This is a genomic window from Segatella oulorum F0390, assembly GCF_000224615.1.
Classification (GTDB): domain Bacteria; phylum Bacteroidota; class Bacteroidia; order Bacteroidales; family Bacteroidaceae; genus Prevotella; species Prevotella oulorum.
In genome coordinates this window covers 470,783-496,673 of the sequence record NZ_JH114217.1, presented here as the reverse complement: position 1 = coordinate 496,673, position 25,891 = coordinate 470,783, and the positions used below count along the sequence as shown (strand labels likewise).

The following is a 25,891-nucleotide window of genomic DNA, read 5'->3' as shown; positions in this document are numbered from 1 at the left end:
ATTACAACGCTGACGACTAATTAGAATAGATAATTTTATTGATAATATTAATTTAACAAAATGAAAAAGATTGTTTTAGGTTTAGCTTTGGCAAGCCTCTCAATGGGTGCTTTTGCACAAAATAGCGATCCAACGCTTAAGCATAGTGTTTCAACAAACTCTTTTTGGAGCAACTGGTTTATTCAGGTTGGTGGTGATTACAACATTTGGTATTCCGACCAAGAGCATGGTCGTGGCTTAGATAATGGTGGAGCCTACGACTTTTTCTCTAAGAACCGCAGAACTTTTGGAGCGTCGGTTGCCTTCGGAAAATGGTTCACACCAGGCATTGGTTTGCGCACCAAAGGACAGGCATGGCAAGCAAAAACCATCGGTCCTGCAACGATAGAGAGGACGCATTTCTGGATCATTAACGAGCAAGTGATGTTTAATTTGAGCAATTTGTTCCTGGGCTACAACCCCAATCGCGTGTGGAACCTCACACCGTTTATGGGTGCCGGCATCGCTCGAAACACCACAACCAACGAATATTCAATGGCCTTAAGCGCAGGTCTGAATTCATCTTGGCAGCTTTGCCGCAACCTAAACCTCTATCTTGAAGCAGGTTTTAACCGCATGGAAGCTGATTTTGATGGCCATACAGCCGTTGCTTCGCTCAGCCACAAGCACGATCGTTTTTGGGAAAGCAAAGACAATCACCTTTATACAGAGGTGGGTTTGACTTTCAACTTGGGGAAGGCTTCATGGAACAAGACACCCGATGTAGAGGCCATCAAGACGATGTCACAATCGCAAATCGATGCCCTCAACGCACAGTTGAACGATTTAAATGCTGAAAATGCACAATTACGTAAGGACTTAGCCGCTAAACCTAAGGTGCAAAAAGAGGTGATGACGAAGAGCGTTACCGAATTTATCAATACCCCAATCTCGGTATTCTTCAACATTGGTAAGATTGATGTTGCCTCGTTAAAGGATTTGGTTAACGTGCGTGCACTTGCAAAATATGCAATAGAAAACAACTGCAATCTGCTCGTTACGGGCTATGCTGACGCTGCAACAGGTTCGGCTGCCATCAATCAAAAGCTGTCTGCTGACCGCGCAAACACCGTTGTTGACGAGTTAGTGAAGATGGGTGTTGACCGCTCTAAGATTAAAACAGCTGCAGGTGGCGGTGTAAATACGCTCGAAATTGTCGACTATAACCGTCGTGCAACCGTACAGATTGTGGAATAATACGAAGAATATAGACACCTAACGTCTATGCGCTCACAACATCATGTAGCCTCAGTCCATATTTTGGATGGAGGCTTTTATTTTTCTCACCGATTTATTTGTGGCATTCAAATAATTTGTTTACTTTTGCAATCGCTTATGAAAGCAAGGGCGTTTAGCTCAGCTGGTTTAGAGCATCTGCCTTACAAGCAGAGGGTCGGCGGTTCGAATCCGTCAACGCCCACCGGGGTGTTTCCCTGTAGTCCTTCGGGATTGCAGGGATTTTTTCATTTCTACTCCTCCCCTTTTTCATCGGTAAGCCGTCGTCCATTCAATCCAATACTCCCTCCCAATGATACATTGGTGGCAGCGAATGGCTATTAAAAAAATGTAAAAACACAAATGATAATTTGGATAGTTAAAAACTATTGCTTACTTTTGCACTCGCTTTACGAAAGTAAGGGCGTTTAGCTCAGCTGGTTTAGAGCATCTGCCTTACAAGCAGAGGGTCGGCGGTTCGAATCCGTCAACGCCCACTTTAATAAAAAAGGGATTTGAATCATGTTCAAATCCCTTTTTCGTTATTGTGTAAATCCTTGGCTTCGACTCAGCTTTGAGTTCTAAGTTGCACTATAAAAGCACATCCTTTTTACTGTAATAGTTAATCTATGGAGTTATCGAATAAACAGTAATTCCCGGTATTTGGGAAGCGTCCACAACTCATCGCTCACAATAAGTTCCAACTTATCCACTTGATAACGAATGGCACTGAGCTTAGAAGCCACCGTGTCGTGATAGACTATTGCCCGCGAACGGCTATTCACTACCTTGTTGGCTACCTTACGTGCCGTGATCAAGTCTTCCACTCCACGCTCGATAAGCTGCGTTCTGTCGGCAATTTCACGAATAATCTTGAGATTACGTTGCGTGAGTCTCTCTCCTTCTTCGCGACCAAAAATGCCAAACATACTCTGCACATTTTTAGCTAATTGACTCTGATAATGGGTGGCAACCGGCACGATATGATTCATAACCAAATCACCCATGACCCGCGCTTCAATCTGAATTTTCTTCGTATAGGTTTCCCATTTTACCTCATTGCGTGCCTGAAGTTCATTTTCTTTCATAACACCCATCGACTCAAACATGGTCACACTCTCAGGCGTCAGATAGCTATCAAAACAGTGGGGGCAAGATGATCCGCAATCCAATCCGCGCTTCTTGGCTTCGTTCTTCCACTCATCGCTATAGCCATTGCCATCGAAACGAATCGGCTTGCAGGTTTTTATATCCTCTCGGATGACATCGATAATGGCACCTGTCGCATCTTCTCCCTTTGCAATCAGCGCATCTACACGCTGTTTAAACAAGGTGAGCGCCTCAGCAACGGCAGTGTTAAGCACAATCATCGCACTGGCACAATTAGCTTTACTGCCCACTGCACGGAACTCAAATCGGTTGCCCGTGAAGGCAAAAGGAGAGGTTCGGTTGCGGTCGGTATTGTCAATCAGCAGCTCAGGTATCTCGGGTATATCGAGCTTCATACCTTTTTTGCCGGCCACAGTGAATAAATCTTTCTTGTCAGCTAATTCAATATGGTCGAGTAAATCGGTGAGCTGCTTACCCAAAAACGATGAGATAATGGCAGGAGGTGCCTCGTTGGCTCCCAAACGATGGTCGTTTGTGGCACTCATCACACTGGCTTTCAGCAGGCCATTATGCTTATAAACAGCCATCAAGGTCTCCACAATAAAGACCACAAAGCGCAGATTTTCTTCCGCCGTCTTACCCGATTTATGCAATAAAATGCCCGTGTCGGTCGTCAGACTCCAGTTGTTATGCTTACCACTGCCGTTAATTCCGGCAAATGGTTTTTCATGCAAAAGCAAACGAAAACCATGATGTTTGGCCACACGTTCCATCAAACTCATCAGCAACATGTTGTGGTCAACGGCCAAATTGCATTCTTCATAGATGGGCGCTAATTCGAATTGACCGGGCGCAACCTCATTATGTCGGGTCTTACAAGGTATGCCCAACTCTAAAGCTTGACACTCTAAATCTTGCATAAAGGCCTGGACACGCTCGGGAATGGTACCGAAATAGTGGTCGTCCATTTGCTGATTCTTAGCCGAATCATGCCCCATCAACGTGCGACCCGTCAACATTAAGTCGGGACGTGCATGGTATAAATCTTCATCAACCAAGAAATATTCCTGTTCCCAACCTAAATTAACGGTCACCTTTTTCACATCTTTATTGAAATAATGACACACGGCTGTGGCCGCCAAATTGACGGCATGTAGCGAACGAAGCAAGGGACATTTATAGTCTAAAGCCTCACCTGTATAGGCAATGAAAATAGTAGGTATGCACAAAGTGTCGTCGATGATGAACACAGGTGATGTAGGATCCCATGCACTATAGCCCCGCGCTTCAAACGTATTGCGTATGCCGCCATTGGGAAAAGATGAGGCATCGGGTTCTTGTTGCACCAATAGTTTACCCGAAAACTCCTCTAACACGCCACCTTTACCATCGTGTTCGATAAAGGCATCGTGCTTTTCTGCCGTACCTTCTGTTAAGGGTTGAAACCAATGGGTGTAGTGTGTGACGCCCATATCCATAGCCCATCGTTTCATTCCTTCAGCTACAGCGTCGGCAATAGAGCGCTCCAAACGCTCACCATCATCCATCACATGACAGAGCTTTTTGTACACTTCAACGGGTAGATACTGATACATTTTCTCACGATTGAAAACATATTTGCCGAAATAAGCCGATGGACGGTATGCACGAGCAGCCATCTTCACGGGCTGTTTGTGTGATGCTGCTTCTACAGCTTCAAACCTTAAATTTGTCATGTTGCACGTTATTTTAATTCGATGAAGCCGCCTATTTCGTCCATGCTGTCATTCTTTCCATCGCTTCGATACAGTCTTCACGATCGCCAAAAGCTGTAAAACGAATGTAACCTTCACCACTTGGACCGAAACCTACACCCGGAGTGCATACCAAAGCGGCACCCTCTAACAACCGATGGAAGAAAGTCCAGCTGTCAATACCATCAGGTGTCTTCACCCAAAGATAAGGAGCATGCTCGCCACCAAACACGGTATAGCCTAATGTCTGTAAGGTTTGCCGCATGCGTGTTGCATTCTCCATGTAATAATCAATGGTTTCTTGCACCTGCTTCTTACCTGCTTCGGTATAAATAGCCGCAGCAGCACACTGGCTGATATAACTTGTTCCATTAAATTTTGTGCACTGACGTCTGTCCCAAAGTGCATTCAATGACACTCGTTTCCCATCCCTATCAACCACCGAAACTTCCTTAGGAACAATGGTATATCCACAACGTACACCGGTAAATCCGGCTGTTTTAGAATAGCTTCTAAACTCTACTGCCACGTTTTTTGCACCCGGGATTTCATAAATAGAACGTGGAATTTCGGCATTACGAATATAAGCTTGATAGGCGGCATCATATAAAATGATGGCATCATGCTGCTGTGCATATTCCACCCAACGCTGCAATTCGCGCTTCGAAAGCACCGTTCCTGTGGGATTATTGGGATAGCATAAGTAAATGAGATCGACCTTTTTAGTTGGTAACTGAGGCACAAAATCATTCTCCATCGTGCAGGGAAGATAGGTCACTTCGGTCCATTTGCCATCAGCAAACACACCCGTTCGTCCACTCATCGCATTGGAATCGATATAAACAGGATACACAGGATCGGTGACAGCCACGCTGTTTTCACGTGCAAAAAGCTCTTGAAAATTGCCTGTATCACTCTTTGCACCATCGTTAACAAACACTTCATCGGCTTCTAAAGCAATACCCCGAGGAACATAATCATTGGCGATAATGGCCTCACGCAGGAAACTATACCCACGCTCGGGGCCGTAACCACGAAACTTTTCGTGCTGCCCCATTTCGTCAGTAGCACGATGAAGCGCATCGATTACCGCTGGACAGAGTGGACGTGTGACGTCACCTATACCCAAACTAATCACCCGTTGTTGCGGATGAGCAGCTTTGAAGGCTACCACTTGCTTTGCTACTTCTGCAAAAAGATAATTACCTGGAAGTTTTAAAAATTGCTCATTTACTTTTGCCATATCTTTATTTTTTATATCATCTGCTATTCCTGTGGTAACGCTATCTCACCTTCGAAAACAAAAGCTGCAGGACCTGTCATATAAATATGGTGGTCATCGCGATGCCAGTCAATGTGAAGCGTCCCACCATCCATCACGACATCTGCCGCATGATCGACCCGCTTGGTGTGCGATGCCGCAGCCACTGTGGCACAAGCACCTGTTCCACACGCCATTGTGATGCCACTTCCACGCTCCCAAACACGTGTTCTTAATGTACCAGGAGCCGTTAATTGTACAAATTCTATGTTACAACGCAGTGGGAAGGCGGCATCATGTTCTAACCGTTTGCCATGCAAAGCCACGTCTATGGTTTCGATATCATCCACAAAAATAACATAATGTGGGTTACCCATTGACACGAAAACGCCTTCTTTCACACCCGGGATGGCTGTTAAAGAGGGCGCAATGCCTGTGAATTGCTCGGCAACTTCGAAAGAAGGAGCCAACATATCAACCGTGACTTTCTCAACTTGATGCTGCGTATTTAAGGTGAGATGAAGCACCTTGATGCCTGATAAAGTCTCTAAACGAATCGTTGTTTTATCGGTCAATCCCTTCTCATAAAGATATTTTCCAATGCATCTGCTGGCATTACCACACATCATTGCTTCCGAACCATCCGCGTTAAAAATGCGCATAGAGAAGTCAGCTTCTGCCTCATTCTGTGCACGATTAATTAACACTAAGCCGTCACTTCCTATGCCAAAATGTGGTGTACTCCACCGTTTTGCAGCCAATTCGGGATTAGGTATAACATATTTTTGCAAATCAACATAAATATAGTCATTGCCAGCCCCGTGCATTTTTGTAAAATGAATATAATCTGCCATCTTTTAATTTTGAACGAATGCTATTGTCTCTTTTACCCCTTCAGTCCGCCACTTCTTTGCAATAAGGGGAATAAGCCTACTGCTTCTCGCATGACTGAAGTTCACTATATTGCACAAAGATAAAGGTTTTAGTCAAGACGCCCAATGATTTTAGCACGAACAGCATCATTTTTTAAGAAAAATAGCAGAAGCGTTAAAAGTCTTATTAAAAGTAAAGTTTTCGGCTTTTTATTGCTAAAAAGTTTAAAATACAAGTATAAAAGTAGGGCTATCTCTCACTACTTTTTGACTACTTAGTGCTGCAAATAGCATCCCCTTGCAAGTTCTATCAAATTTATTGCGTAACTTTGCAGTCTTGAAATCCTTTCATGATGAAAGCCATATTGAAATTATTCTCCATTAAAAAAGATGAGCGATGGGCTACTTTGCTACTAACTTGCTACCTTGTCATGCTCAATGTGCTTGCTATTCAGCAGCATTTTGAGGAATTTACATGTAGTGAACACGTTGGATTTTACTCGCTCTTTTTTCAATATTTCCATCTTTCGGGCTTCGATCCTTTTACCTATGTCATCCTTTCCGAGTGGCGTTCGCTTTATGTTTTGTCGCGTCATCCCCTGTTAGCTGTGTTCATTTATCCGCTTTATGCGCTTAATTCGTGCCTCATGGCGCTAACAGGTTTCAACTGTACGATATTCATTTGGAGCGCCGTTTTAGTGGTGCTTGGGGTCTATTCTTTCCTATTTTTAAAACGTATTTTGCACGAGATTGTGGGCTGTAAAAGGGGAGATAGCTGGCTACTCGTAGCTTTCTTTGCCTCTTTTGGCTATATTATGTTGTCGTTGGTTGCGCCCGATCATTTTGCTCTCTCCTTGTTTTTTTTACTGCTTACACTCTATGTTTGCGGTAAAGTGCTGGTTCATCATCACGTAGAAATCAGCGATTGGCATATCGCTATCCTCCTTTTTCTCACAACAGGTATCACCACAACGAATGCCCTTAAGATAGCCTTAGTACAATGGTTCATGCGGGGTCGCAAATTCTTTCAGCCGAAATCATTCCTCATCAGCATCGTCCTACCCATCGTTTTAGTGGCAGGCGGCTATGCACTTGTGAATGAATATATTCAAAAACCCGAACAAGAACGAAGAGAACGCAGCATTGCACAGCGCATGGAACGCGATGCTTCGTTTAAGAAGAAGTTAGCACTTTCGCATGCAGCCGCAAAGAAACGCCATGCCAAGGGGCTCGCTGAAGGCGAGAATCTATATTGGGTTGATTTACATTTGTCGCGTCCTCGCTCCATCATCGAGAATTTCTTTGGGGAATCTCTCCTCTTCCATGCCGACCATTTATTCGAAGATGTCAATGTCAGTCGCCCCATATTTGTCAGCTATCGCCATTCCTGGTGCTACAGTGCTGTGTATATTGTGCTGGCACTCCTGATATGGAGCTGCATCATTGCGTTCAAAAACCGTTTCATGCAACTATGTCTTTCTTGGTTTGGCTGCGATGTCCTCTTGCACCTTTGCTTAGGATTCGGCCTCACTGAAGTTTATATCATGACAGCACATTGGGCATTTGTCATTCCCATTGCCTTCGGCTTCTTATGCGTAAGACTGCAACAACAAGCCCAAGGTCGGCTTATGCGTCAAGCTGTTTCTACGTTTCGTTTGCTGATAGGCAGCTGTACCTTGCTGTTTTTCAGTCATAATTTGCAACTATTCATCACCTTCATGCTTCAGAAATAACATGCAGAAAGTATCTATTTTAGTCCCTGTCTATGGCGTTTCGGCCTATATAGAAGCGTGTGCACACAGCCTCTTTTCACAAACTTATGACAATCTTGAATTTATTTTTGTAGACGATTGTAGCCCCGACGATAGCATTGCGCGCCTTCAAAAGGTGCTCCACGACTATCCTTCACGGCAACAACAGGTGCGCATCATTCATCATACTGAGAATAAAGGTTTAGGTGGCGCACGCGAAACTGCTTTGCAAGCTGCTACAGGAGAGGCAGTGATGATTGTCGATAGCGATGACATGGTGCCGCGCCATGCCGTAGAACGATTGATGACTACGCTTGAAAAAGACAATTTAGACGTGGTTACAGGCAACTATAACCTTTACCATCAGGGCCAAGAAACGCCCATACTGAGTAAACCTTTCACCTCAAAACAGCAATTCTTGCGCAAGGTGTTATGCCAAAATTTAGTGAAACATCAGGTTTGGGCACGCCTCTATCGCCGACCATTTTTACAAGAACAAGACATTCATTTTCACCCGGGAATTGATTATGGTGAAGACTTTTCTGTCACGCCTTGTGTGTTTTTTGCAGCGCATGCCGGCTGGATTCCCGATGTCGTTTATAGCTATCGCACCGACAATTTCAATTCCTATACGCATCAAATATCCGAAAAGAACTGGATTTCCAACATGAAATCGAACAGTGTGGTACAAGCCTTTTTCCGTCAACACGATGTAAAACACGTTTACGCTCAAGCGCTTGATATGGGACTTTTAAACCTCTATCGTGGAGCACTTGCTGCAGGTTTCTCCCCAGAAACCATTCAACAACACTGCCCTTTCTTGCCACTTAAGCTGCGCAATCGCCTGTTTCTACACGCAATGATACATCTCCTTCCGCTGAAATGGGCAGACTTCATGTACTTAGTTTATCGCAGGCTCAACGTTTTTTAATAAAAAGAAGCAACTCATCCATCATTTCTACATGCAACAGCTTCATGATTGCGGCATAAAGCAATGCAGCGATGAGGATGCGACAGATAAGCAACAGCAACAAATGGTGTAACGAAAGTGTCACGAAGTAGGTTGTTGCCATCACCAACAGTGCAATACACAGCGTGGGCATAACGTCTTTTATCACTTCCCAAAACCGCAAGCCAATGATGCGACGTGCGGTCCATTGCCAGACAAAAAGCCAAGCAATGGTGAACAATGTGTAGACCATCACCATTGTATTGATGCCGAGATGATAGAAGAAACCAATGATGACAAGCTGCAAAACGATTTGCACAATGTTGCAAAACATATAGATATCCGAACGTCCATTGCTAATTGCTACGTTTTGATAAAGCGTGTAAAAAGGAACAAAAGCACCACCAATACAGAGCATTTGCAACAAGGGAACGGCATCAATCCAGCGCTTTCCGATGGTGAGTAGGATAAATTCATTTGAAATTATCGCTAAACCAAACATCGCAGGAAAGGATAGAAAGGCTGTGAAACGCAGCATTTTTCGAAACACCCGCACCGAACGTCCTTGCTCTTCTTTCACAGAAGCCAACACAGGTTGCGCCACTTGCCCCACGGCATTCGCCACAAATGCACTTGCCATCGTGTTCCATTTGTAGGCTTGTGAATAGTTTCCAACGGCCTTTATGGGATACAACCGACCGAAAAGCAGCGTGAGAATGTTATTACTCAAGGTGTTGATGATGTTGGTTATCAAAATTTTTACACTGAAACCAAACATTTTTCTTACGGGTTCGAAAGTGAAATGCCACGACGGCCGCCATGGGGTGTAATAGTAACGGCCGATGTTGAGCACCGTAATATAAATGATTTGCTGCCACGCCAAACTCCAATAAGAGAAGCCATAGAAAGCTAAAAATGTGGCTACCCCACCCGAACAAAGCAGCGCAATCGCACCGATAATGGCCAATTCACGATTCATCATGTTCTTCGTCATATAAGCATTGTGGGCAATGCCAAATGAAGAAATGACGAAACTAAGGAACACAAAGCGCGAAACCTCTACTAAACAAGGCTGATGAAAGAACCGCGCAATGAGCGGAGCCGATAGGAATAGGAGCGCATAGAGCACGAAACTGGTGAGGGTGTTAAACCAAAACACGGCTGTATAGTCTTCATTTCGCGGTGCTTTTAGGTTGACTAACGCCTGCGTAAAACCACTACTTTGCAAATTTCCTGCAATGAGTGTAAAGATAGATAGTACGCCAACAATGCCATATTCGGCGGGAGTGATGAGCCTTCCGAGGAAAATGCCAAAGATAAGATTTAGTAATTGTGTAGAACCGCTATTCAAAGCACCCCACAATAAGCCCTTCGCCGTTTTCTCTTTCAATCCGCCTTCCATGCACACTGCTGTTTCTTTGCAAAATTACGACTATTTGATAGAAAATCAAAAGAAAAGCCTTATTTTTGCAAGATGATGAAAATGGTTGTCTTTCATGTTATTTCTCACCTTGATGTTGGCGGCGCAGAACGCGTGGCTTTCAGCATTGCTGCATCGCCAAACCCAGCGTTTGAATATCACATTGTGGAAGTCATCAGAGGACGAAGTGCCTTTACCCAGCACATGATTCGTGAACTTCAGCAACGCCACATTGCCTACCATCGCAGCTATGTGCCCTCAATTCAGTTTCATTATCTGTTTGAAAAGCTCGCTACATGGGTCTTCCCGCTGTGGTTTCTATGGCTGTTTCTCCGCTACAAACCCGCCATTATCCACAGCCACACCGAAATTCCCGACTTAGCTGTCTATCGTTTTTTTCAATGGTTTCCATCGCTTTTTCAGCGTGTAGGGTTGGTGAGAACCGTTCATAACACGCAACTGTGGACCGGCATGTCGCACACAGGGCTACGCGTAGAAGCCTTTTTCCAGGCACACAACGCCAACATTGCCATCTCGAAATCGGTGCAAGAAAGTTATCAGAAAAGATATGCTGCGCTACCACCTATTATATATAATGGTGTGGCTCCCGTGGAACAACGACCCTATGCGCAACTGAAAACTGGGAAAATAAATGTGCTTTTTGCCGGCAGATTTGAAGAACAGAAAGGCATTGACGTGCTGATAGCTGTGATTAAGGCACTGAGAAATGACGAGCATTACCACTTTCATGTGATGGGAAGTGGCACCATGCAAGCCCTGATTGAGCGAGAATTGGGGGCTATGCCCCATGTGAGTCTTTCAGCTCCTTTAGCCCATCTGTCGCATTACTTGGCCTCGTTCGATTATCTTTTCATGCCCTCGCGGTTTGAAGGGCTGAGCATTTTAGCGCTCGAGGCTAATTTTAATGGGCTTCCTATCGTGGGCAATGCCTGCCCGGGGCTGCGCGACACGCTGCCAACAGACTGGCCATTGCTGGTGAAGCACAACGACATTTCAGCCTATTTGCAGCTCTTTTCTGCACAACTGCAAACTTTCTCACGGGCGCAACTGCAACAGCAAGCTTATGATTTTGTAGCACAACATTTTTCAATGGGCACGATGCAGCAACGCTATGAGGCGGTTTATAATGAGAAACGAAAGACGAGAACACCGGCATGAGATGCGGGATTTAAGGCAAGGAAACAAAAAAAGGAGTTCTTTTAGAACTCCTTTTTTAATGTGAAGTCGGGATGACCAGACTCGAACTGGCGACCTCGCGCCCCCCAGACGTGTGCGCTACCTACTGCGCTACATCCCGCTTTCGGGTGCAAAGGTACATAGGAAAAGCGAAATATCCAAATTTTTAAAGTGGGATGTTCGCATTTTTTCCACAAATGTGACAGCAGTTTCAAATCCTAATTTTGCTACCCTCATTCAGTTACACCATGAGGATTCGTCCGCAAAACAAGCCAGATGGTGAGCAAAAAGTTCACGAAGGTGGAAAGAAAAAAGATAGGCTGCTTGATTACAACCTACCTTCTTTTGCTTTGTAGCGCCATGTGTACTGGGGGAATAGTGGGTACACGCAGCATCGTAGCCATAGAGACGGTGCGTCCTATCGCACTATTCTCGTCCCCAAGCACAAATTATTTTGCGGCCAACACCTCTACTTCTACCAACGCACCCTTTGGCAAATCTTTCACTGCTACAGCCGAGCGCGCAGGAAAGGGTTGTTCGAAGAAAGTAGAATATACTTCATTCATCGCAGTAAAGTTGGCCATATCAGAGAGAAAAACAGTAGTTTTTACCACACGATTCAAGTCAGTTCCTGCAGCAATTAATATGCTTTTTGCATTGAGGAGCGACTGACGTGTTTGTTCTTTGATGCCACCTTTGACAAATTCTCCCGTTGCAGGGTCGATAGGAATCTGTCCAGATGCGAAAATAAATCCATTGACTTCGATGGCCTGGCTATAAGGTCCAATGGCCGCGGGTGCATTGTTTGTTTGAATTGCTTTCATAATGATGTTTTATTTTAAATGTGAATTAACATAGGGTTCAAAACCTTTTTCACGCAAGGCTTGCAGGATGTTGTCGATGTGGGTTTGGTTTTTCGTTTCCATCGTGAGCCGCAACACACACGTGTTCACCTTTTTGCGATTGGTCGAACGGTCGTGATGCACACTCGTTATATTGGCACCTTGCTGCGCAACCACACCGCATACATCAACGAGTTTGCCGGGTTGGTCGTCAAGTTCAAGGTCGATGGTGCAGAGTCTTCCGCTCTTTGCCAAGCCACGATTAATGACCCGATTGAGAATAGTGACATCAATGTTGCCGCCACTCACCACGCATACCACCTTTTTCCCTTTCAAAGGCACCTTGTTAAACATAGCAGCGGCCACCGTAGTTGCACCAGCTCCTTCGGCAATCATCTTCTCGGCCTCGATGAGTTGCAGGATAGCTGCACAGATTTCGTCCTCACTCACGGTAATAATGCCATCCACATATTGTTGGCAAGTGGCGAAAGTGAGCCGTCCAGGCACCTTTACTGCAATGCCATCAGCGATAGTTGAAACGCTATCCAAAGCAATCACGTGATGCGTCTCAATACTTTTTAGCATGCTGGGTGCACCTTCTGCCTGCACCCCATAGACTTTAACATGGGGCCGAAGCTGCTTGATGACAAAGGCAATGCCCGCAATGAGGCCGCCACCTCCCACGGGAACAATCACCGCATCGACATCGGGTAGTTGCTCTATCAGTTCCAATCCGATGGTGCCTTGCCCAGCAATGACATGCGCATCGTCGAAAGGATGCACAAAGGTGTAGCCATATTCATCGCGTAATTGCAACGCCTTTTGGTAGGCATCGTCGTAGACACCCGGAACCAAATACACCTCTGCGCCGAGCCTTCGTGTCGCTTCTATCTTGCTGATCGGTGCACTTTCGGGCAAACAAATGAGGCTTTTCACCCCCATCGACGTTGCTGCTAAGGCCACACCCTGTGCATGATTGCCCGCCGAGCAGGCAATAACACCCTTTGCCTTCTCGGTATCCGAGAGTTGAGATATCTTGTAATAGGCACCGCGCACTTTAAAAGACCCTGTGCGTTGCAGACATTCGGGCTTCAAATAGACCTCCATTTCAGGATTAATCTTCCTCGCTTGCACCAATGCCGTGGGGCGCAAAACCTGATGTAAAACGGAACGTGCGTGATAAAAGTCATCTAATTGCAGCATGCGAATAAAGGGTTTTATGTTGGAGTGGCAGCAATGGGGGCAACATTTTTCGTGCGCAACATCGAGCACCGAAGCCTTTGCAAGCGCTGCACTCTTTGCAAAGTTACAATTATTTTTGTTACAGCCCAACCACAGAGTTTATTTCTTTTTGGTGAGCCATTCACATTTTTTTATGTACCTTTGCGCCTGTATATGTTACATTTATCGCCCTATTTCCCCATCACCGACCCCACACTCATTTTCTTTGTGGTGCTGTTGATTATTTTGCTGGCGCCCATTGTCATGGGAAAGTTGCGCATTCCGCATATCATTGGCATGGTGTTGGCAGGCATTGTGATTGGGAAATATGGTTTGAATATCTTGGCGCGTGACGACTCGTTCGAGCTGTTTGGTCGTGTAGGTTTGTATTATATTATGTTCTTGGCCGCATTGGAAATGGATTTAGAAAGCGTGCGCAAGAGCAAAAGCAAACTCATTGTGTTTGGCCTACTCACCTTCATGGTGCCGCTGTTGCTCACCTTTTTCATGAGCATCTACCTCTTGGGCTATGGCACATCGGCCTCGTTGCTGTTGGGATGTATCATGGCCAGCAACACGCTGGTGGCCTATCCCATCGTGAGTCGCTATGGCCTTCAGCGCAAGGCGAGCGTGGCATTGAGCGTGGGTTCGAGCATGCTTTCATTTCTGTTTGCCCTCATCTTGCTGGCTGCCATCGTGGCATCCAACAGCGGCGACGGCGACATTGGCTTTTGGTTGCTGTTTGGTTTGAAATTCGTGGCCTATTGCAGCCTCGTCATTCTGTTGCTTCCTCGAATCACACGCTGGTTTCTTCGGCGTTATAGCGATGCCGTGATGCAGTTCATCTTTGTTTTGGCCATGCTCTTTTTGTGTGCGGCTTTGAGTGGTGCCATAGGCTTAGAAGGTATCTTTGGCGCGTTCCTTTCGGGTTTGGTGCTCAACCGTTACATCCCGAGTGTATCGCCTTTGAAAAACCGATTAGAATTCATCGGCAACGCCCTCTTCATTCCCTATTTCCTCATCGGCGTGGGCATGCTCATCAATGTGCGCCTGCTCTTCGCGGGCGGCAATATTCTTTGGGCGGTAGTTTGCATCGTCTTCTTCGGCACTTTGGGCAAAGCCATGGCCGCCTATGCCACCTGTTTGGGATTTAAGATGCCCATTTCCTCGGGCAACATGATGTTTGGTCTCACCTCAGCCCACGCTGCCGGCGCCATCGCCATGGTGATGGTGGGCATGCGTTTGCCGCAAACCAACGGCTTGATGCTGGTTGATGCGCAGATGCTCAACGCCGTGGTCATCATGATTCTCTTCACCTGTATCATCTCAAGCATCACCACGGAGCAGGCCGCACAGCAGATTATTTTGCGCGACAAAGACCGACCCGCCGAGAACATGACGGGCGAAGACGACGAACGCATCCTCATTCCCGTGCGCTATCCCGATTTTGCCGAACAGCTCATGAGCTTTGCTTTGCTCATGCGCAACCGCAAACTCAATCGCAGTTTGGTGGCGCTCAATGTGGTCTATGACAGCGAGCACATGCGCCGCAACATGGAACAAGGGCAACAACTGCTGCAGCGCGTCACCCAATATTGTGCTGGGTCGGACGTGGGCGTGCAGACACAAACACGTGTGGCGGCCAACATCGCCAACGGCATCAAGCATGCCTTCAAAGAGTTTCAAGCCTCCGAAATCCTCATCGGCATGCACACCCACACCGACGTGTCGCCAAAATTCTGGGGCGAGTTCCATCAAAGCCTCTTCAATGGGCTCAACCGACAAATCATGATGCTGCGTCTTCATCAGCCCCTCAACACGCTGCGGCGCATACAAGTGGCAGTGCCTTCGCGTGCAGAGTTTGAACCCGGCTTCTATCGTTGGCTGGAACGCCTCGCCCGTGTAGCCGAAACATTGGAGTGTCGCATCCTGTTTCACGGCCGAACAGAGACGCTAAGCCTCATCACCGAATACATCAACAACCGCCATCCACAGGTGCGTGCCAACTATATTGCCATGGGGCATTGGAACGAATTGCCCCAATTAGCCACCCAGGTAGCCAACGACCACCTCTTTGTCATCGTCACAGCGCGCAAAGGAACCGTCTCCTATAAAAACGCTTTAGAATATCTTCCCGACGAGATACAACGCTATTTCTCGGGCCGCAACCTGCTCATCATCTTCCCCGACCAATATGGCAACCAGGAAGAAATGACCATTGCACAACCGCAACACACCGAAGAGCACAGTGCATGGGAGTCGCTCTTGCGCATGGGAGCACGCTGGTGGCTATGGATTGTTAAACAAACAAGAAAAAACAAGCATGATTGATATTAAAAACATCACCAAGAGTTTCGGACCATTGCAGGTGCTTAAAGGCATCGACCTGCACATCAATGCACGCGAAGTGGTAAGCATCGTAGGACCTTCGGGCGCCGGAAAAACCACCTTGCTGCAAATCATGGGTACCTTAGACAAGCCCGACCAAGGCACCATCCGCATCAATGGCGTCGACGTGAGCAGCCTCTCGAAGAAAAAGCTCAGCAACTTTCGCAACCAACACATCGGTTTCGTGTTTCAGTTCCATCAGCTGTTGCCCGAATTTACGGCCATGGAGAATGTCATGATTCCGGCCTTCATCGCCGGGAAAAGCTATAGCGAAGCCCAAAAAAGTGCCGTCGACTTGCTCACATTCATGAGCTTAGCCGACCGTGCCAACCACAAACCGGCCGAACTCTCGGGCGGCGAAAAGCAGCGGGTGGCTGTGGCACGCGCACTCATCAACCAGCCTGCCGTCATCTTTGCCGACGAACCGTCGGGCAGCTTAGACACAAAAAACAAAAACGAACTCCATCAACTCTTCTTCGACCTGCGCGACCGCTTTGGCCAAACCTTTGTCATCGTCACCCACGATGAAGACCTCGCACGTCTCACCGACCGTACCATCCACATGAAAGATGGCATCATCCTGTCGGACAGTAACCCATCCGCGTCCGCAACACCTGCCATCATCTAAATCCAAATCGACCATTAGATTCTGTTCAGATTTTATTTGATTGTGGAACAGATTGGCCACGCTATCCCGAAAACGTAGTGGGCTACGTCAAGAGATGATGACAGACAAGATTAGATGCCGACATCATCTTTAATACGACATATTTTGACATCGACCCCTCATATAAGTCATTCCCTCATAAGAGTAAGCATTTTGAAAATGCTTACTCTTACCGAATTACTTTCGAAGATTGACCGTTGCGCGTGACAATGCGCACCACATAGGTGCCCTTAGGTAGCGACATGGTGGCACGATTGTCCGCAACGGCATGGCTATGGCTCACGAGCATGCCGCTCAGACTGTAGACTTCGATGCGAACAAGTCCCGCCTGCTGCACCTCTAACATGCCGTCGGCAAAGCGCAGATGCCCCGTGAACGGCACGGTTTGAATGCCATTGGGCTGCTCGTCGGGATATTTATTGAACGGCCCTTTGACAATCGACACGTAGAAAGGTGGTGCTGCAGCCGGCCACAAATCTTTCGCCTTGCCATCCACCTCACCCATGACGGCCAAACGATAGCGGCGGTTGTTGATGATCTTCAAATCGCGCGGGCGGAGCCATCCTGTGACGATTTGCTCGGAGAAATGGGCATCGCTGAGATTCACCTGCTGCGGCTTCTTCATGAGCACAATCTGTCGTTCGTTCTCGGTGTCGATTAAACACAAGGAAAGGCCGCCCTGATAGTGTGCACCATCGGCCAAGGTAACGACGCAGTTGAGTTTGAAAAGCGGCGTGAAGCTGATGTCGATATCCTCATTGGGGATGGTAGACATGGCGTTGTCCTGCACAAAGCCGACCGCATTTTGCAACAGGTTGCTCGGCACTTCGCCCTGCTCCACCGTTGCATAGAATGGTGTTTCGCGCATATCGGTGCGCACGGGGCATTGCTCGTGGGTATCGGCTTGGAAGATAGTGGTGCGCAATTCGTAGCGGCCGGCGGCCATGTCGGCGGGCAAGGAAATGGGGAGCGTGACGCGTGTGGCGGCAAACATTTCGAAATCTACTTTGTTTTGCGTTTGTACGGTATAGGCTACCACCCCTTGATCGTTGATGAAATCCACCTTCACCTGCCCGTCGAAGGGCATGCTGTTGAGTTTGCGAATGTTCAGACGCAGGGTGTTGGTGCCGCCCGTCCGCAGTTTCTTGTCAAACGTGGGCAGCGTTTCAAACTGATAGGCGTTGGTTGCTGTGGGCAGTTCGACATAGGTGATTTTTCCTTGTTTCACCTCCATCACCACACGCGGCGCCTGCTTCATGCGCACCCAATCACCCCAAAGGGTGCCGCCTTTCCATGCCGCGCAAATGGGGGCGAGGATGTATCGCCCATCCGCAAGCCCCGAGAGGTCGGTCGTGATGACGACATCTTCTTCAACCAACCCGCCGGAAGGCTGTTCGCCATCGTTAAACTTAAAGCGCTCTTGCGTGTAGCCGCCCTTGCTGTGCGCGGCAGATGCACACGGCCGCACCAACTGATGGTCGGTGGTGTAGATACCGATGCCCACGTCGCCGCGGAACTTATCGTAGCTTTGGTTGACGAAATGGCTGAACGACAGCTGCGCATGGGCCGTTAACTGCGTGGGCGGCGTGCCGACAAAGTGCATCTCACCGCTCAGATTAAACGCCAAGTTGGGTGCACCGGCAGCAATGTCGGGATCGAGTTTCGGTGTGCCCGGTTTGTTGGGATGTGCCGCAATGATGTGCAGACGCAGACCGAAACTCAGCGGCCGGCCTTGAAACTCACTGCCTGTAGACGAGAGGTTGAGCGCCGTGAGCGAGTAGTAACCATCGGCTCCCCCGTCCCATCCGAAGTTCATGTGGAACATACCTTCGCTGTCGAAACCGTCGCAAACCCAAGCGTGACCGCTGCCGCCACCACGCGGATCGCCCGAGATGTAGAGTGGAAAGCCATGGCGAAGCTCGTCCTGAATGATTTCGGCGAAATGAGCGTTACCCTCGTTTGCCTTGGTCACGATGGCCGCATCATAATCGAAATGGTCGCGCAAGGCCTTGGCTGCCGACGAGCTTTGCGCGCCACTGCCGCTCGGTGTATATTGCATGTAGACGGAGATGCCGGCATCGTTCATCAGCAAAGCCACAGCATCTTCCTGCTGTGCCGTGGCCCGTTGCCGGCTATAATCGTTGAGCATGTTGCCCCAATCATAATGCGACTGGCTGAAGTCGGCTTCGCGTTGCGCATGTTCATAATTCACCGTGTAGCGATTTTTGCCGCGTCCTTGTGCGGGCCAACGATGGAAATTCATGATTTGTGCCATCGCCGTAGCCACACATCCCGTGAAATAACCTGTTTTTTTATTGTAGGGATAGCCCTGCCCCCATTTCGTTTTCAACAGCGGAGCCACAACGCCTCCGCCGGCCGTTCGGGTGGATTTTGCAGCCCCAACGAGGCGGCTGCCCTGTTTCAAATGCGTGTAAACCTGCCGATAGGCCTGCAGCAGATAGCGCGCTTCGGGGTTGAGCCTCGTCGTGTCCATTTGCCCCGTCGCGCTATAGGCCAACACTTCGCCCATGGCATCGTCGCCCGCCACCACAACGAAGCCGTGCCCACGCGCATCATTCACTATATAATAAGGTGAGGCGTTTGCCACTGCGCCACTGCGTGTGGGCTGCCGCTTCAGCGCATCCTTCCCCACTTCCACATAGCGGCGGGCTATGGACAAGGCCGCTTTGGGCGTGATGTCGCGTGCCGAAAGCTGTAGAGAAACGAATAAAAACAAACTGAAAAGCAAGGAGCGAGCCACACCACGAGCCGCATTTTTTCCCCTTGTAAAACGAATAAGCGCGTAATCTATTTGCATGAAAAAAAATCTTATCGCATTAAGTACGGCTGCAAAGTTAGCGCTTTTTCCGTGAAAACCAGACTTGTTTGTGGAAAAACTCCCATCAAAAAGGTGGGAAAACACCCCCTTCTCCATCGGCAAGCCCTCGCCAGCAACCTTTTTTCGATTTCATCCGCCAGAGAGCACCTTGCCACGACTATACACTTATATTTGTGATGCGGCAAACTATTCGCCACGACTATACACTTATATTTGTGATGCAGCGAACTATTCGCCACGACTATACACTCATGTTTGTGACGCGGCGAACTATTCGCCACGACTATACATTTATGTTTGTGATGCGGCAAACTGTTCGCCACGACTATACATTTATGTTTGTGATGCGGCAAACTGTTCGCCACGACTATTCACTCATATTTATGATGCGGCAAACTATTCTTCGGCAATTTTGTGACACGGAGCCACATGAGAAATGGTAGGGGCGGCGCCTGTGTGCCCGCCCGAACGTCTGCGCAGCGACGTTTCCATGCGTAAAGAGCACGTCCCCATGCGCAAAGGAGACGTTTCCATCTGCAAAGAGCATATCCCCCACCCACAAAGGAGCCGTTTCCATGTATAGAAATGTTTGTGCATTACGCATGATGCACATCTGTTACCGATGGATTCGTCCTTGCAGGGCGACACGGTCGGGTACGCAGGCACCGACCCTATCAAGCCTCCATCAAACCTCTCTGCCACGCAACCTTCCTCAGTTTAGTTCGTCGGCGAATACCTCGCCGCCAACCATCCCGCGCGTTTGTCTGTCGGCGGAGCCTTTGCCGACGGGCATGCAACAAGGTGTGGTGGCCAACGTGGCGCGCCTGGCAATATAGCTGTAACTGACGTAGCCCGCTAATTTAACATGGCCTTGCCTGGCACGGCAAATATCACTAAAATCTTGATTATCTCGTTGCAAAGCCGTGCCTACTTCAGTTATTTTTTGTACTTTTGCAGCACATTTAATATAGGATAATTAAGGAAAGAACATGCAGGACATTAGGAATATTGCGGTGATTGCGCACGTCGATCACGGAAAAACAACGCTGGTGGACAAGATGATGCTGGCCGGAAAGTTGTTTCGTGAAGGGCAGGATAACAGTGGCGAAGTGCTCGACGCCAACGATTTGGAACGCGAACGCGGCATCACCATTCTCTCGAAGAACGTGTCGATCACTTGGAAAGGCACGAAAATTAACATCTTGGACACGCCGGGCCACTCGGACTTTGGCGGCGAAGTGGAACGTGTGTTGAACATGGCCGATGGCTGTTTGTTGCTCGTCGATGCCTTCGAAGGTCCCATGCCACAAACGCGTTTCGTGCTACAAAAGGCGTTGCAATTGGGTTTGAAGCCCATTGTTGTCGTCAACAAGGTGGACAAGCCCAACTGCCGCCCCGAGGAAGTTTATGAGATGGTGTTCGATTTGATGTGCGACCTCAATGCCACCGAAGAACAGTTAGACTTCGAGGTGGTTTATGGTTCGGCCAAAAACGGTTGGATGGCTGCCGATTGGAAGCAGCCTACCGACAACATCGATTACCTGTTGGATAAGATTGTGGAGGTTATTCCCGCGCCCAAACATATCGACGGCACACCACAGATGCTGATTACATCGCTCGACTATTCGAACTACACGGGGCGTATCGCCGTTGGGCGCGTGCATCGCGGCACACTCAAGAGCGGGCAGAATATCACCATTTGCCACCGCGACGGCACACAAGAGAAGACGAAGATTAAAGAACTGCGCACCTTCGAAGGCATGGGGAGCACGCCTGCCGAGAGCGTAAGCAGCGGTGACATCTGCGCGGTTGTAGGTTTAGAACGCTTCGAAATCGGCGACACCATTGCCGATTGGGAAAACCCCGAGGCCTTGCCTCCCATTGCTGTCGACGAACCTACGATGAGCATGCTCTTCACTATAAACGATTCGCCTTTCTTTGGTCGCGAAGGAAAGTTCTGCACCTCTCGCCACATCAACGACCGACTCAATAAAGAGTTAGAGAAGAACCTTGCTCTCCGCGTGCGTCCGTTCGAAGACACGACCGATAAATGGATTGTCAGCGGCCGCGGTGTGCTCCATCTCTCGGTGCTCGTCGAGACCATGCGCCGTGAGGGATATGAGCTGCAAGTGGGACAACCACAGGTGATTTATAAAGAAATCGATGGCGTAAAGTGTGAACCCATCGAGGAGCTCTCCATCAACGTGCCGCAAGACTACTCCAGCAAGATGGTTGATATGGTGACGCGTCGCAAAGGCGAACTCACCGGCATGGACACTGAAGGCGATCGCGTCAACATCACATTCGAGATTCCTTCACGTGGCATCATCGGCCTGCGCACCAACGTGCTCACGGCATCGCAAGGCGAAGCCATCATGGCTCACCGCTATAAAGAGTATCAACCCTTCAAAGGCGACATCACACGCCGACTGAATGGCTCGATGATTGTCATGGAGACGGGCACGGCCTACGCCTATTCGCTCGACAAGTTGCAAGATCGCGGAAAATTCTTCATCGACCCGGGTGAAGAGGTCTACGCCGGGCAAGTGGTCGGAGAGCACGTACACGACAACGACCTCGTTATCAACGTCACAAAAGCAAAACAGCTTACCAATGTCCGCGCAAGTGGTTCCGACGACAAGGCGCGCGTCATTCCTAAGACCGTGATGAGTCTTGAAGAATGTCTCGAGTATATCAAAGCCGACGAATACGTCGAAGTGACACCAAAGAGTATGCGCATGCGCAAAATCATCCTCGATCACACAGAGCGCAAGCGTGCCAATAAAGAATAAACGTTTAAAAACATCATTCACACATGACCGGATTGTATATTTTCGCAGCGCTGATTATCATCGCGCTTGCAGGATGGGCCGTTGCCGAGTTAAAGGCAAAGACCATCCACTTTGAACATTCAGAAGCTGAAAAAGAAGAGGCCAAGCTCCTCTACGAAGAGCAGAAAGAACATGGTTTCAGAGAGCAAAACCTCGACGATTTGCTCGAGCACAACAGCACCAAAGGTTACGACGCTGTATAGTTGGTTGTAAACCTTGCGCAGGCATTATTCCCGCGTGCAACACATCAAAAAGACGAGTGCTTCATCATGGATTTCTCCAATGATGAAGCACTCGCTTGTTCGTGCCGCATCAAAATGCAATGTCAAGACCGGCATCAACCACCGTGTAGTCTTTGCGCACGGGCACGATAGGCGAAGTGTCGTAAATCAAGCGATAAGTACCCCGAATGCCTATCTTGGGCGTGACATGATAAGCCACATCCACTGCGCCACCAAAGCGCGCAGCCTTAAAATAGCTATCGGGCTTACCCTGATGTATGGCAGTGGCGGTAAATTCCCAATGTTCACCTATCGAATGTCTGAAACTCAGCGACACATGGCTCTTCACACTGCGGCTATAGGCGTTGTCGTCGACACCCGCAGGAGCATCGGGATAGGCCCATTTCTCAAACTCATAAAACATGCCAACCGCCGCAAACATCAGACAGTGTTCGCTGTTCACTAAGCGATAGCGCGACTGCAACCCACTCGACACTTTGAACGTCATGCCACGGCTCCCGGCCCACTGAGATTCGGCGTAGGGATAAACTTCAAACGCATGGCTCAGCAAGTAGCGATATTCTGCGTGCACGTACCCCCCACTCACCGTCACTTTCCTTCCATAAGTCGAAAACTCCAACTTGTTGATGAGATTGACTACGCGATTGCGGTTAATCAGCAAATTCAAATTGGCGGTGTTCTTCAGCGTCAGCACATTCTCCTTCTCTGTCTTGAAGTCAACCACCGGCTGTAACGATCCTTGAATAGTCTTCGTGCTGTCGATAACCATCGTCATATTTTCCGTGAAAAGCATCTGTGCACGCATAGGAAGCGCAAGCAACAGCCCCAACCAAACATAGAGCATCCTATTCGCCCACGTGCAATTTTCCATTAAAACCTTTCGTTTCATTCTGTTACGTCTTATCATAAATGATTTGCGGCTGCAAAGGTAACGATAAAACCTCACATCACCAAATGATAGCGCTCCTTTCATTTCCGCAGCACCCCTTCTCACCTGTCTTCGCTTGTGCCGGATGACCGCAGAAGCCCTCGCTGCAAATGCTCGCTACAGCTGCATTTACCTACTTTTAGGTATTGCCTACCTCCCCCACTGTCGCTACCTTTGCGTCATCAAATCCATCAATCAAACAGTATGCACATACTCCACAACAGACTATCCCTACTTAGTCTCATCCTCTTAGCATCGTTAGCCACGATGGCGCAGACAACAACCAACAACACAGCTACGACCAAACGCGACTCGCTGAAACCACAAAAGCACATCGGTGACGAAACCATCCTCCTACAAGGAATTACCGTCATGGGACGTAACGAAGCGCGCCAGTTGCGCGAAAGCGGCATGCCCGTATCAGTGATGACATCGAAAGAATTGCAGGGTACCGCCTCATCTATGAACGATGTGTTGGCACGCGTCGCAGGCGTCACCATTCGTAATACGGGCGGCGTCGGCAGCGCATCAAGGCTCTCTGTGCGCGGTTTGGAAGGCAAGCGTTTAGGCCTATTTGTCGATGAAACAGCGATGAATCAATTCAGCAATTTCATCACGCTCAACGATATACCTACCGACATGATTGCGCGCATCGAAATTTACAAAGGCATTGTTCCCTATAAGTTCGGCGGCAGCGCATTAGGCGGTGCAATCAATGTCGTGACGAAGGAATATCCGCCTATCTATTTCGATGCATCATACGAGATTGGCTCGTTTAACACTCACCGCCTCAACACCGTGTTCAAGCGCACGTATGCGCCGTTAGGGTTGCAATTCGGTATGGGCGGTTTCTTCACCTATTCGGCAAACAACTATTACATGACACTCCACAATTTGGGCGATTTGCGTGTGAGGCGCAACCACGATGCCTTTCGAAAGAGTGTTATCGCAGGGAGCATCAAAGCCACTAAGTGGTGGTTCGACGAGTTGAAAGCCGAACTCATCTACACCGCCACGCATCAGCAGTTGCAGGGCATCGACTTAGACGTGCGTGAGGCCTACACCCATTCGCAAGCTATCGCCACCTCACTCAAAGCCAAGCGTGAGACGTTTTTCATCGACGGACTGGCTTTCGATTTCGAAGCGGCCTTCGATATCGGAAACTACGGCGTCAGCGATTACGCAAAAACCGTTTACGACTGGTTTGGCAACAGCCGCCCATCGCAATCGCCCCTCGGCGGCGAAACCAGCACGCATCCTTATGACGGACACAACAAGAATCTCGATGGCACCGGCAAGCTCAATCTCAACTACACCATCAATCGGCATCACTCCCTCAACCTCAATCTCTACGAAGCCTACACGAAGCTCAAGCCGCACGATGAATTAATGGACGCAGCCTATGGTTTCCGTACGCAATTCGACAGCTATATGAACAGCCTCACTGCCGGACTGTCCTACGACCTCCTTCTGTTCCGCGATCGCTTTCAAAGCGCATTCACCCTCCGCAGCTATCACTATCATTCGTCCACCGAGAAACTCCCCTCCTTCTACGTACCGACGCCCGAGCAAGTGCGCGTCACCAAACACTCCTTCGGATGGAACGAATCCATGCGTTATCGTCTCACCCCCGAACTCATGTTCAAAGCGTCCTACAGCAGCGAAATGCGCATTCCCAGCGATGAGGAACTTGTCGGCAACGGCTATTCCATCCTTCCTTCCCCAACGCTCAAACCCGAGCATGTACGATCCTGCAACCTCGGCGCACTCTATCGGCGCACGCTGAAGACCGACGGCATCTTCGAAGCAGAGGTCAACGGCTTCTACACGCATCTCACCGACATGATTCGTTACACACCTTCGATGGTTCCCACACTCGCGCAATACGTCAATGTCGGCGAAACCACCACTTACGGCATCGAAGGCGAAGTTAAGTGGGACGTGTTGCCGTGGCTCTATACCTACGCCAACGCCACTTATCAGAATTTGCGCGATACGCAACGCTTCACCGAAGGTTCAACCGTGCCCAACCCCACTTATCGTAAGCGCATCCCCAACATACCTTATCTTTTGGGCAACGCCGGTATCGAATGCCACCGCGAAAACCTCATTGGCAAGCACAGCAATACTCGTTTCCTCATCGATGCTTCCTATGTGCACCAATACTTCTATGACTACGAGATGACCATTTACCAAGATCGCAAAATTCCAACAGCGATCACCTTCGACACGGCGCTCGAACACAGCGTGATGAACCAAACACTCACGTTCAGTCTCAAAATCAAGAACGTGCTCAACCGTGAAGTGGTGAGCGAACTCAATCACCCGCTCCCGGGACGTTATGTAGCCTTCAAAGTACGCTACTTACTGCATTGAGCCACTCCTA

18 protein-coding genes and 3 tRNA genes are annotated in these 25,891 nt (G+C 48.5%); 12 read left to right on the top strand and 9 right to left on the bottom strand.

Annotated elements, in window-relative coordinates; all coding sequences use genetic code 11:
• Window positions 1-60 precede the first annotated feature (60 nt).
• The 3 genes from HMPREF9431_RS11210 to HMPREF9431_RS11200 all read left to right on the top strand — a co-directional run bounded on the left by HMPREF9431_RS11210 (window position 61) and on the right by HMPREF9431_RS11200 (window position 1,751).
• The gene (locus HMPREF9431_RS11210) at window positions 61-1,236 is read left to right on the top strand and encodes an OmpA family protein (protein ID WP_004381421.1); all 1,176 of its coding nucleotides are present in this window, start codon (window positions 61-63) and stop codon (window positions 1,234-1,236) included.
• Between the two features lie 148 nt (window positions 1,237-1,384).
• Window positions 1,385-1,459, top strand: a tRNA-Val gene (locus HMPREF9431_RS11205).
• A gap of 217 nt (window positions 1,460-1,676) precedes the next feature.
• A tRNA-Val gene (locus HMPREF9431_RS11200) sits at window positions 1,677-1,751 on the top strand.
• A 138-nt stretch (window positions 1,752-1,889) separates the two neighbouring features.
• Here the strand turns inward: HMPREF9431_RS11200 and HMPREF9431_RS11195 are convergent.
• Genes HMPREF9431_RS11195 through dapF form a run of 3 tightly spaced genes read right to left on the bottom strand, consistent with a single transcriptional unit; the run spans window position 1,890 to window position 6,212 of the window.
• Entirely contained in the window at window positions 1,890-4,079 is a 2,190-nt protein-coding gene (locus HMPREF9431_RS11195) for a glutamine synthetase III family protein (RefSeq protein ID WP_004381420.1), read from the bottom strand.
• A gap of 31 nt (window positions 4,080-4,110) precedes the next feature.
• Window positions 4,111-5,340 carry an LL-diaminopimelate aminotransferase gene (locus tag HMPREF9431_RS11190; protein ID WP_004381419.1) on the bottom strand — a complete coding sequence of 410 codons (1,230 nt, stop codon included), beginning with the start codon at window positions 5,338-5,340 and terminating at the stop codon, window positions 4,111-4,113.
• Window positions 5,341-5,363: 23 nt separating this feature from the next.
• Complete coding sequence (gene dapF, locus HMPREF9431_RS11185; RefSeq protein WP_004381418.1) at window positions 5,364-6,212, bottom strand: diaminopimelate epimerase; 849 nt, start codon at window positions 6,210-6,212, stop codon at window positions 5,364-5,366.
• A gap of 368 nt (window positions 6,213-6,580) precedes the next feature.
• On the opposite strand from dapF, the gene HMPREF9431_RS11180 reads away from it, so the two are divergent.
• On the top strand, window positions 6,581-7,963 hold the full coding sequence (locus tag HMPREF9431_RS11180; RefSeq protein ID WP_231287819.1) for a DUF6080 domain-containing protein: 1,383 nt from the start codon (window positions 6,581-6,583) through the stop codon (window positions 7,961-7,963).
• Window position 7,964: 1 nt separating this feature from the next.
• Complete coding sequence (locus HMPREF9431_RS11175) at window positions 7,965-8,912, top strand: glycosyltransferase family 2 protein (protein ID WP_004381415.1); 948 nt, start codon at window positions 7,965-7,967, stop codon at window positions 8,910-8,912.
• Here HMPREF9431_RS11175 and HMPREF9431_RS11170 read toward each other — a convergent pair.
• On the bottom strand, window positions 8,899-10,332 hold the full coding sequence (locus tag HMPREF9431_RS11170; RefSeq protein WP_004381414.1) for a lipopolysaccharide biosynthesis protein: 1,434 nt from the start codon (window positions 10,330-10,332) through the stop codon (window positions 8,899-8,901). The two genes, HMPREF9431_RS11175 and HMPREF9431_RS11170, sit on opposite strands and share 14 nt — an antisense overlap.
• A 72-nt stretch (window positions 10,333-10,404) precedes the next feature.
• On the opposite strand from HMPREF9431_RS11170, the gene HMPREF9431_RS11165 reads away from it, so the two are divergent.
• Window positions 10,405-11,529: a glycosyltransferase family 4 protein gene (locus HMPREF9431_RS11165; protein WP_004381413.1), complete on the top strand. Its 1,125-nt coding sequence runs from the start codon at window positions 10,405-10,407 to the stop codon at window positions 11,527-11,529.
• A gap of 66 nt (window positions 11,530-11,595) precedes the next feature.
• Here the strand turns inward: HMPREF9431_RS11165 and HMPREF9431_RS11160 are convergent.
• The 3 genes from HMPREF9431_RS11160 to ilvA all read right to left on the bottom strand — a co-directional run bounded on the left by HMPREF9431_RS11160 (window position 11,596) and on the right by ilvA (window position 13,592).
• Window positions 11,596-11,668, bottom strand: a tRNA-Pro gene (locus HMPREF9431_RS11160).
• A 328-nt stretch (window positions 11,669-11,996) separates the two neighbouring features.
• Window positions 11,997-12,371, bottom strand: a complete 375-nt coding sequence (locus tag HMPREF9431_RS11155; protein ID WP_004381412.1) for a RidA family protein — start codon at window positions 12,369-12,371, stop codon at window positions 11,997-11,999.
• 9 nt (window positions 12,372-12,380) lie between these two features.
• Window positions 12,381-13,592 (bottom strand): threonine ammonia-lyase, encoded by a 1,212-nt coding sequence (gene ilvA / locus HMPREF9431_RS11150; RefSeq protein ID WP_004381411.1) that lies wholly within the window; start codon window positions 13,590-13,592, stop codon window positions 12,381-12,383.
• A gap of 192 nt (window positions 13,593-13,784) precedes the next feature.
• Between ilvA and HMPREF9431_RS11145 the strand changes: the two genes are divergently transcribed.
• Together HMPREF9431_RS11145 and HMPREF9431_RS11140 are read left to right on the top strand one after the other, a co-directional pair.
• The gene (locus HMPREF9431_RS11145; RefSeq protein WP_040561623.1) at window positions 13,785-15,941 is read left to right on the top strand and encodes a cation:proton antiporter; all 2,157 of its coding nucleotides are present in this window, start codon (window positions 13,785-13,787) and stop codon (window positions 15,939-15,941) included.
• Window positions 15,934-16,626 (top strand): ABC transporter ATP-binding protein, encoded by a 693-nt coding sequence (locus tag HMPREF9431_RS11140; protein ID WP_004381409.1) that lies wholly within the window; start codon window positions 15,934-15,936, stop codon window positions 16,624-16,626. Before HMPREF9431_RS11145 ends, HMPREF9431_RS11140 begins: the two co-directional genes overlap by 8 nt.
• A 208-nt stretch (window positions 16,627-16,834) precedes the next feature.
• Here HMPREF9431_RS11140 and HMPREF9431_RS11135 read toward each other — a convergent pair whose 3' ends face one another.
• The gene (locus HMPREF9431_RS11135) at window positions 16,835-19,483 is read right to left on the bottom strand and encodes a thiol protease/hemagglutinin PrtT (RefSeq protein ID WP_004381408.1); all 2,649 of its coding nucleotides are present in this window, start codon (window positions 19,481-19,483) and stop codon (window positions 16,835-16,837) included.
• Window positions 19,484-20,079: 596 nt separating this feature from the next.
• Between HMPREF9431_RS11135 and HMPREF9431_RS13035 the strand changes: the two genes are divergently transcribed.
• The 3 genes from HMPREF9431_RS13035 to HMPREF9431_RS11120 all read left to right on the top strand — a co-directional run bounded on the left by HMPREF9431_RS13035 (window position 20,080) and on the right by HMPREF9431_RS11120 (window position 22,538).
• Window positions 20,080-20,340, top strand: a complete 261-nt coding sequence (locus HMPREF9431_RS13035) for a hypothetical protein (RefSeq protein WP_155813027.1) — start codon at window positions 20,080-20,082, stop codon at window positions 20,338-20,340.
• Window positions 20,341-20,493: 153 nt separating this feature from the next.
• Window positions 20,494-22,296 carry a translational GTPase TypA gene (gene typA / locus HMPREF9431_RS11125; RefSeq protein WP_004381407.1) on the top strand — a complete coding sequence of 601 codons (1,803 nt, stop codon included), beginning with the start codon at window positions 20,494-20,496 and terminating at the stop codon, window positions 22,294-22,296.
• A gap of 23 nt (window positions 22,297-22,319) precedes the next feature.
• Entirely contained in the window at window positions 22,320-22,538 is a 219-nt protein-coding gene (locus HMPREF9431_RS11120) for a hypothetical protein (RefSeq protein ID WP_004381406.1), read from the top strand.
• A gap of 109 nt (window positions 22,539-22,647) precedes the next feature.
• Here HMPREF9431_RS11120 and HMPREF9431_RS11115 read toward each other — a convergent pair whose 3' ends face one another.
• Window positions 22,648-23,421, bottom strand: a complete 774-nt coding sequence (locus HMPREF9431_RS11115) for a hypothetical protein (protein WP_404827961.1) — start codon at window positions 23,419-23,421, stop codon at window positions 22,648-22,650.
• Window positions 23,422-23,709: 288 nt separating this feature from the next.
• Here HMPREF9431_RS11115 and HMPREF9431_RS11110 point away from each other — a divergent pair, with 288 nt between their 5' ends.
• Window positions 23,710-25,881, top strand: a complete 2,172-nt coding sequence (locus tag HMPREF9431_RS11110; RefSeq protein ID WP_004381404.1) for a TonB-dependent receptor plug domain-containing protein — start codon at window positions 23,710-23,712, stop codon at window positions 25,879-25,881.
• The last annotated feature ends 10 nt before the right edge of the window (window positions 25,882-25,891 follow it).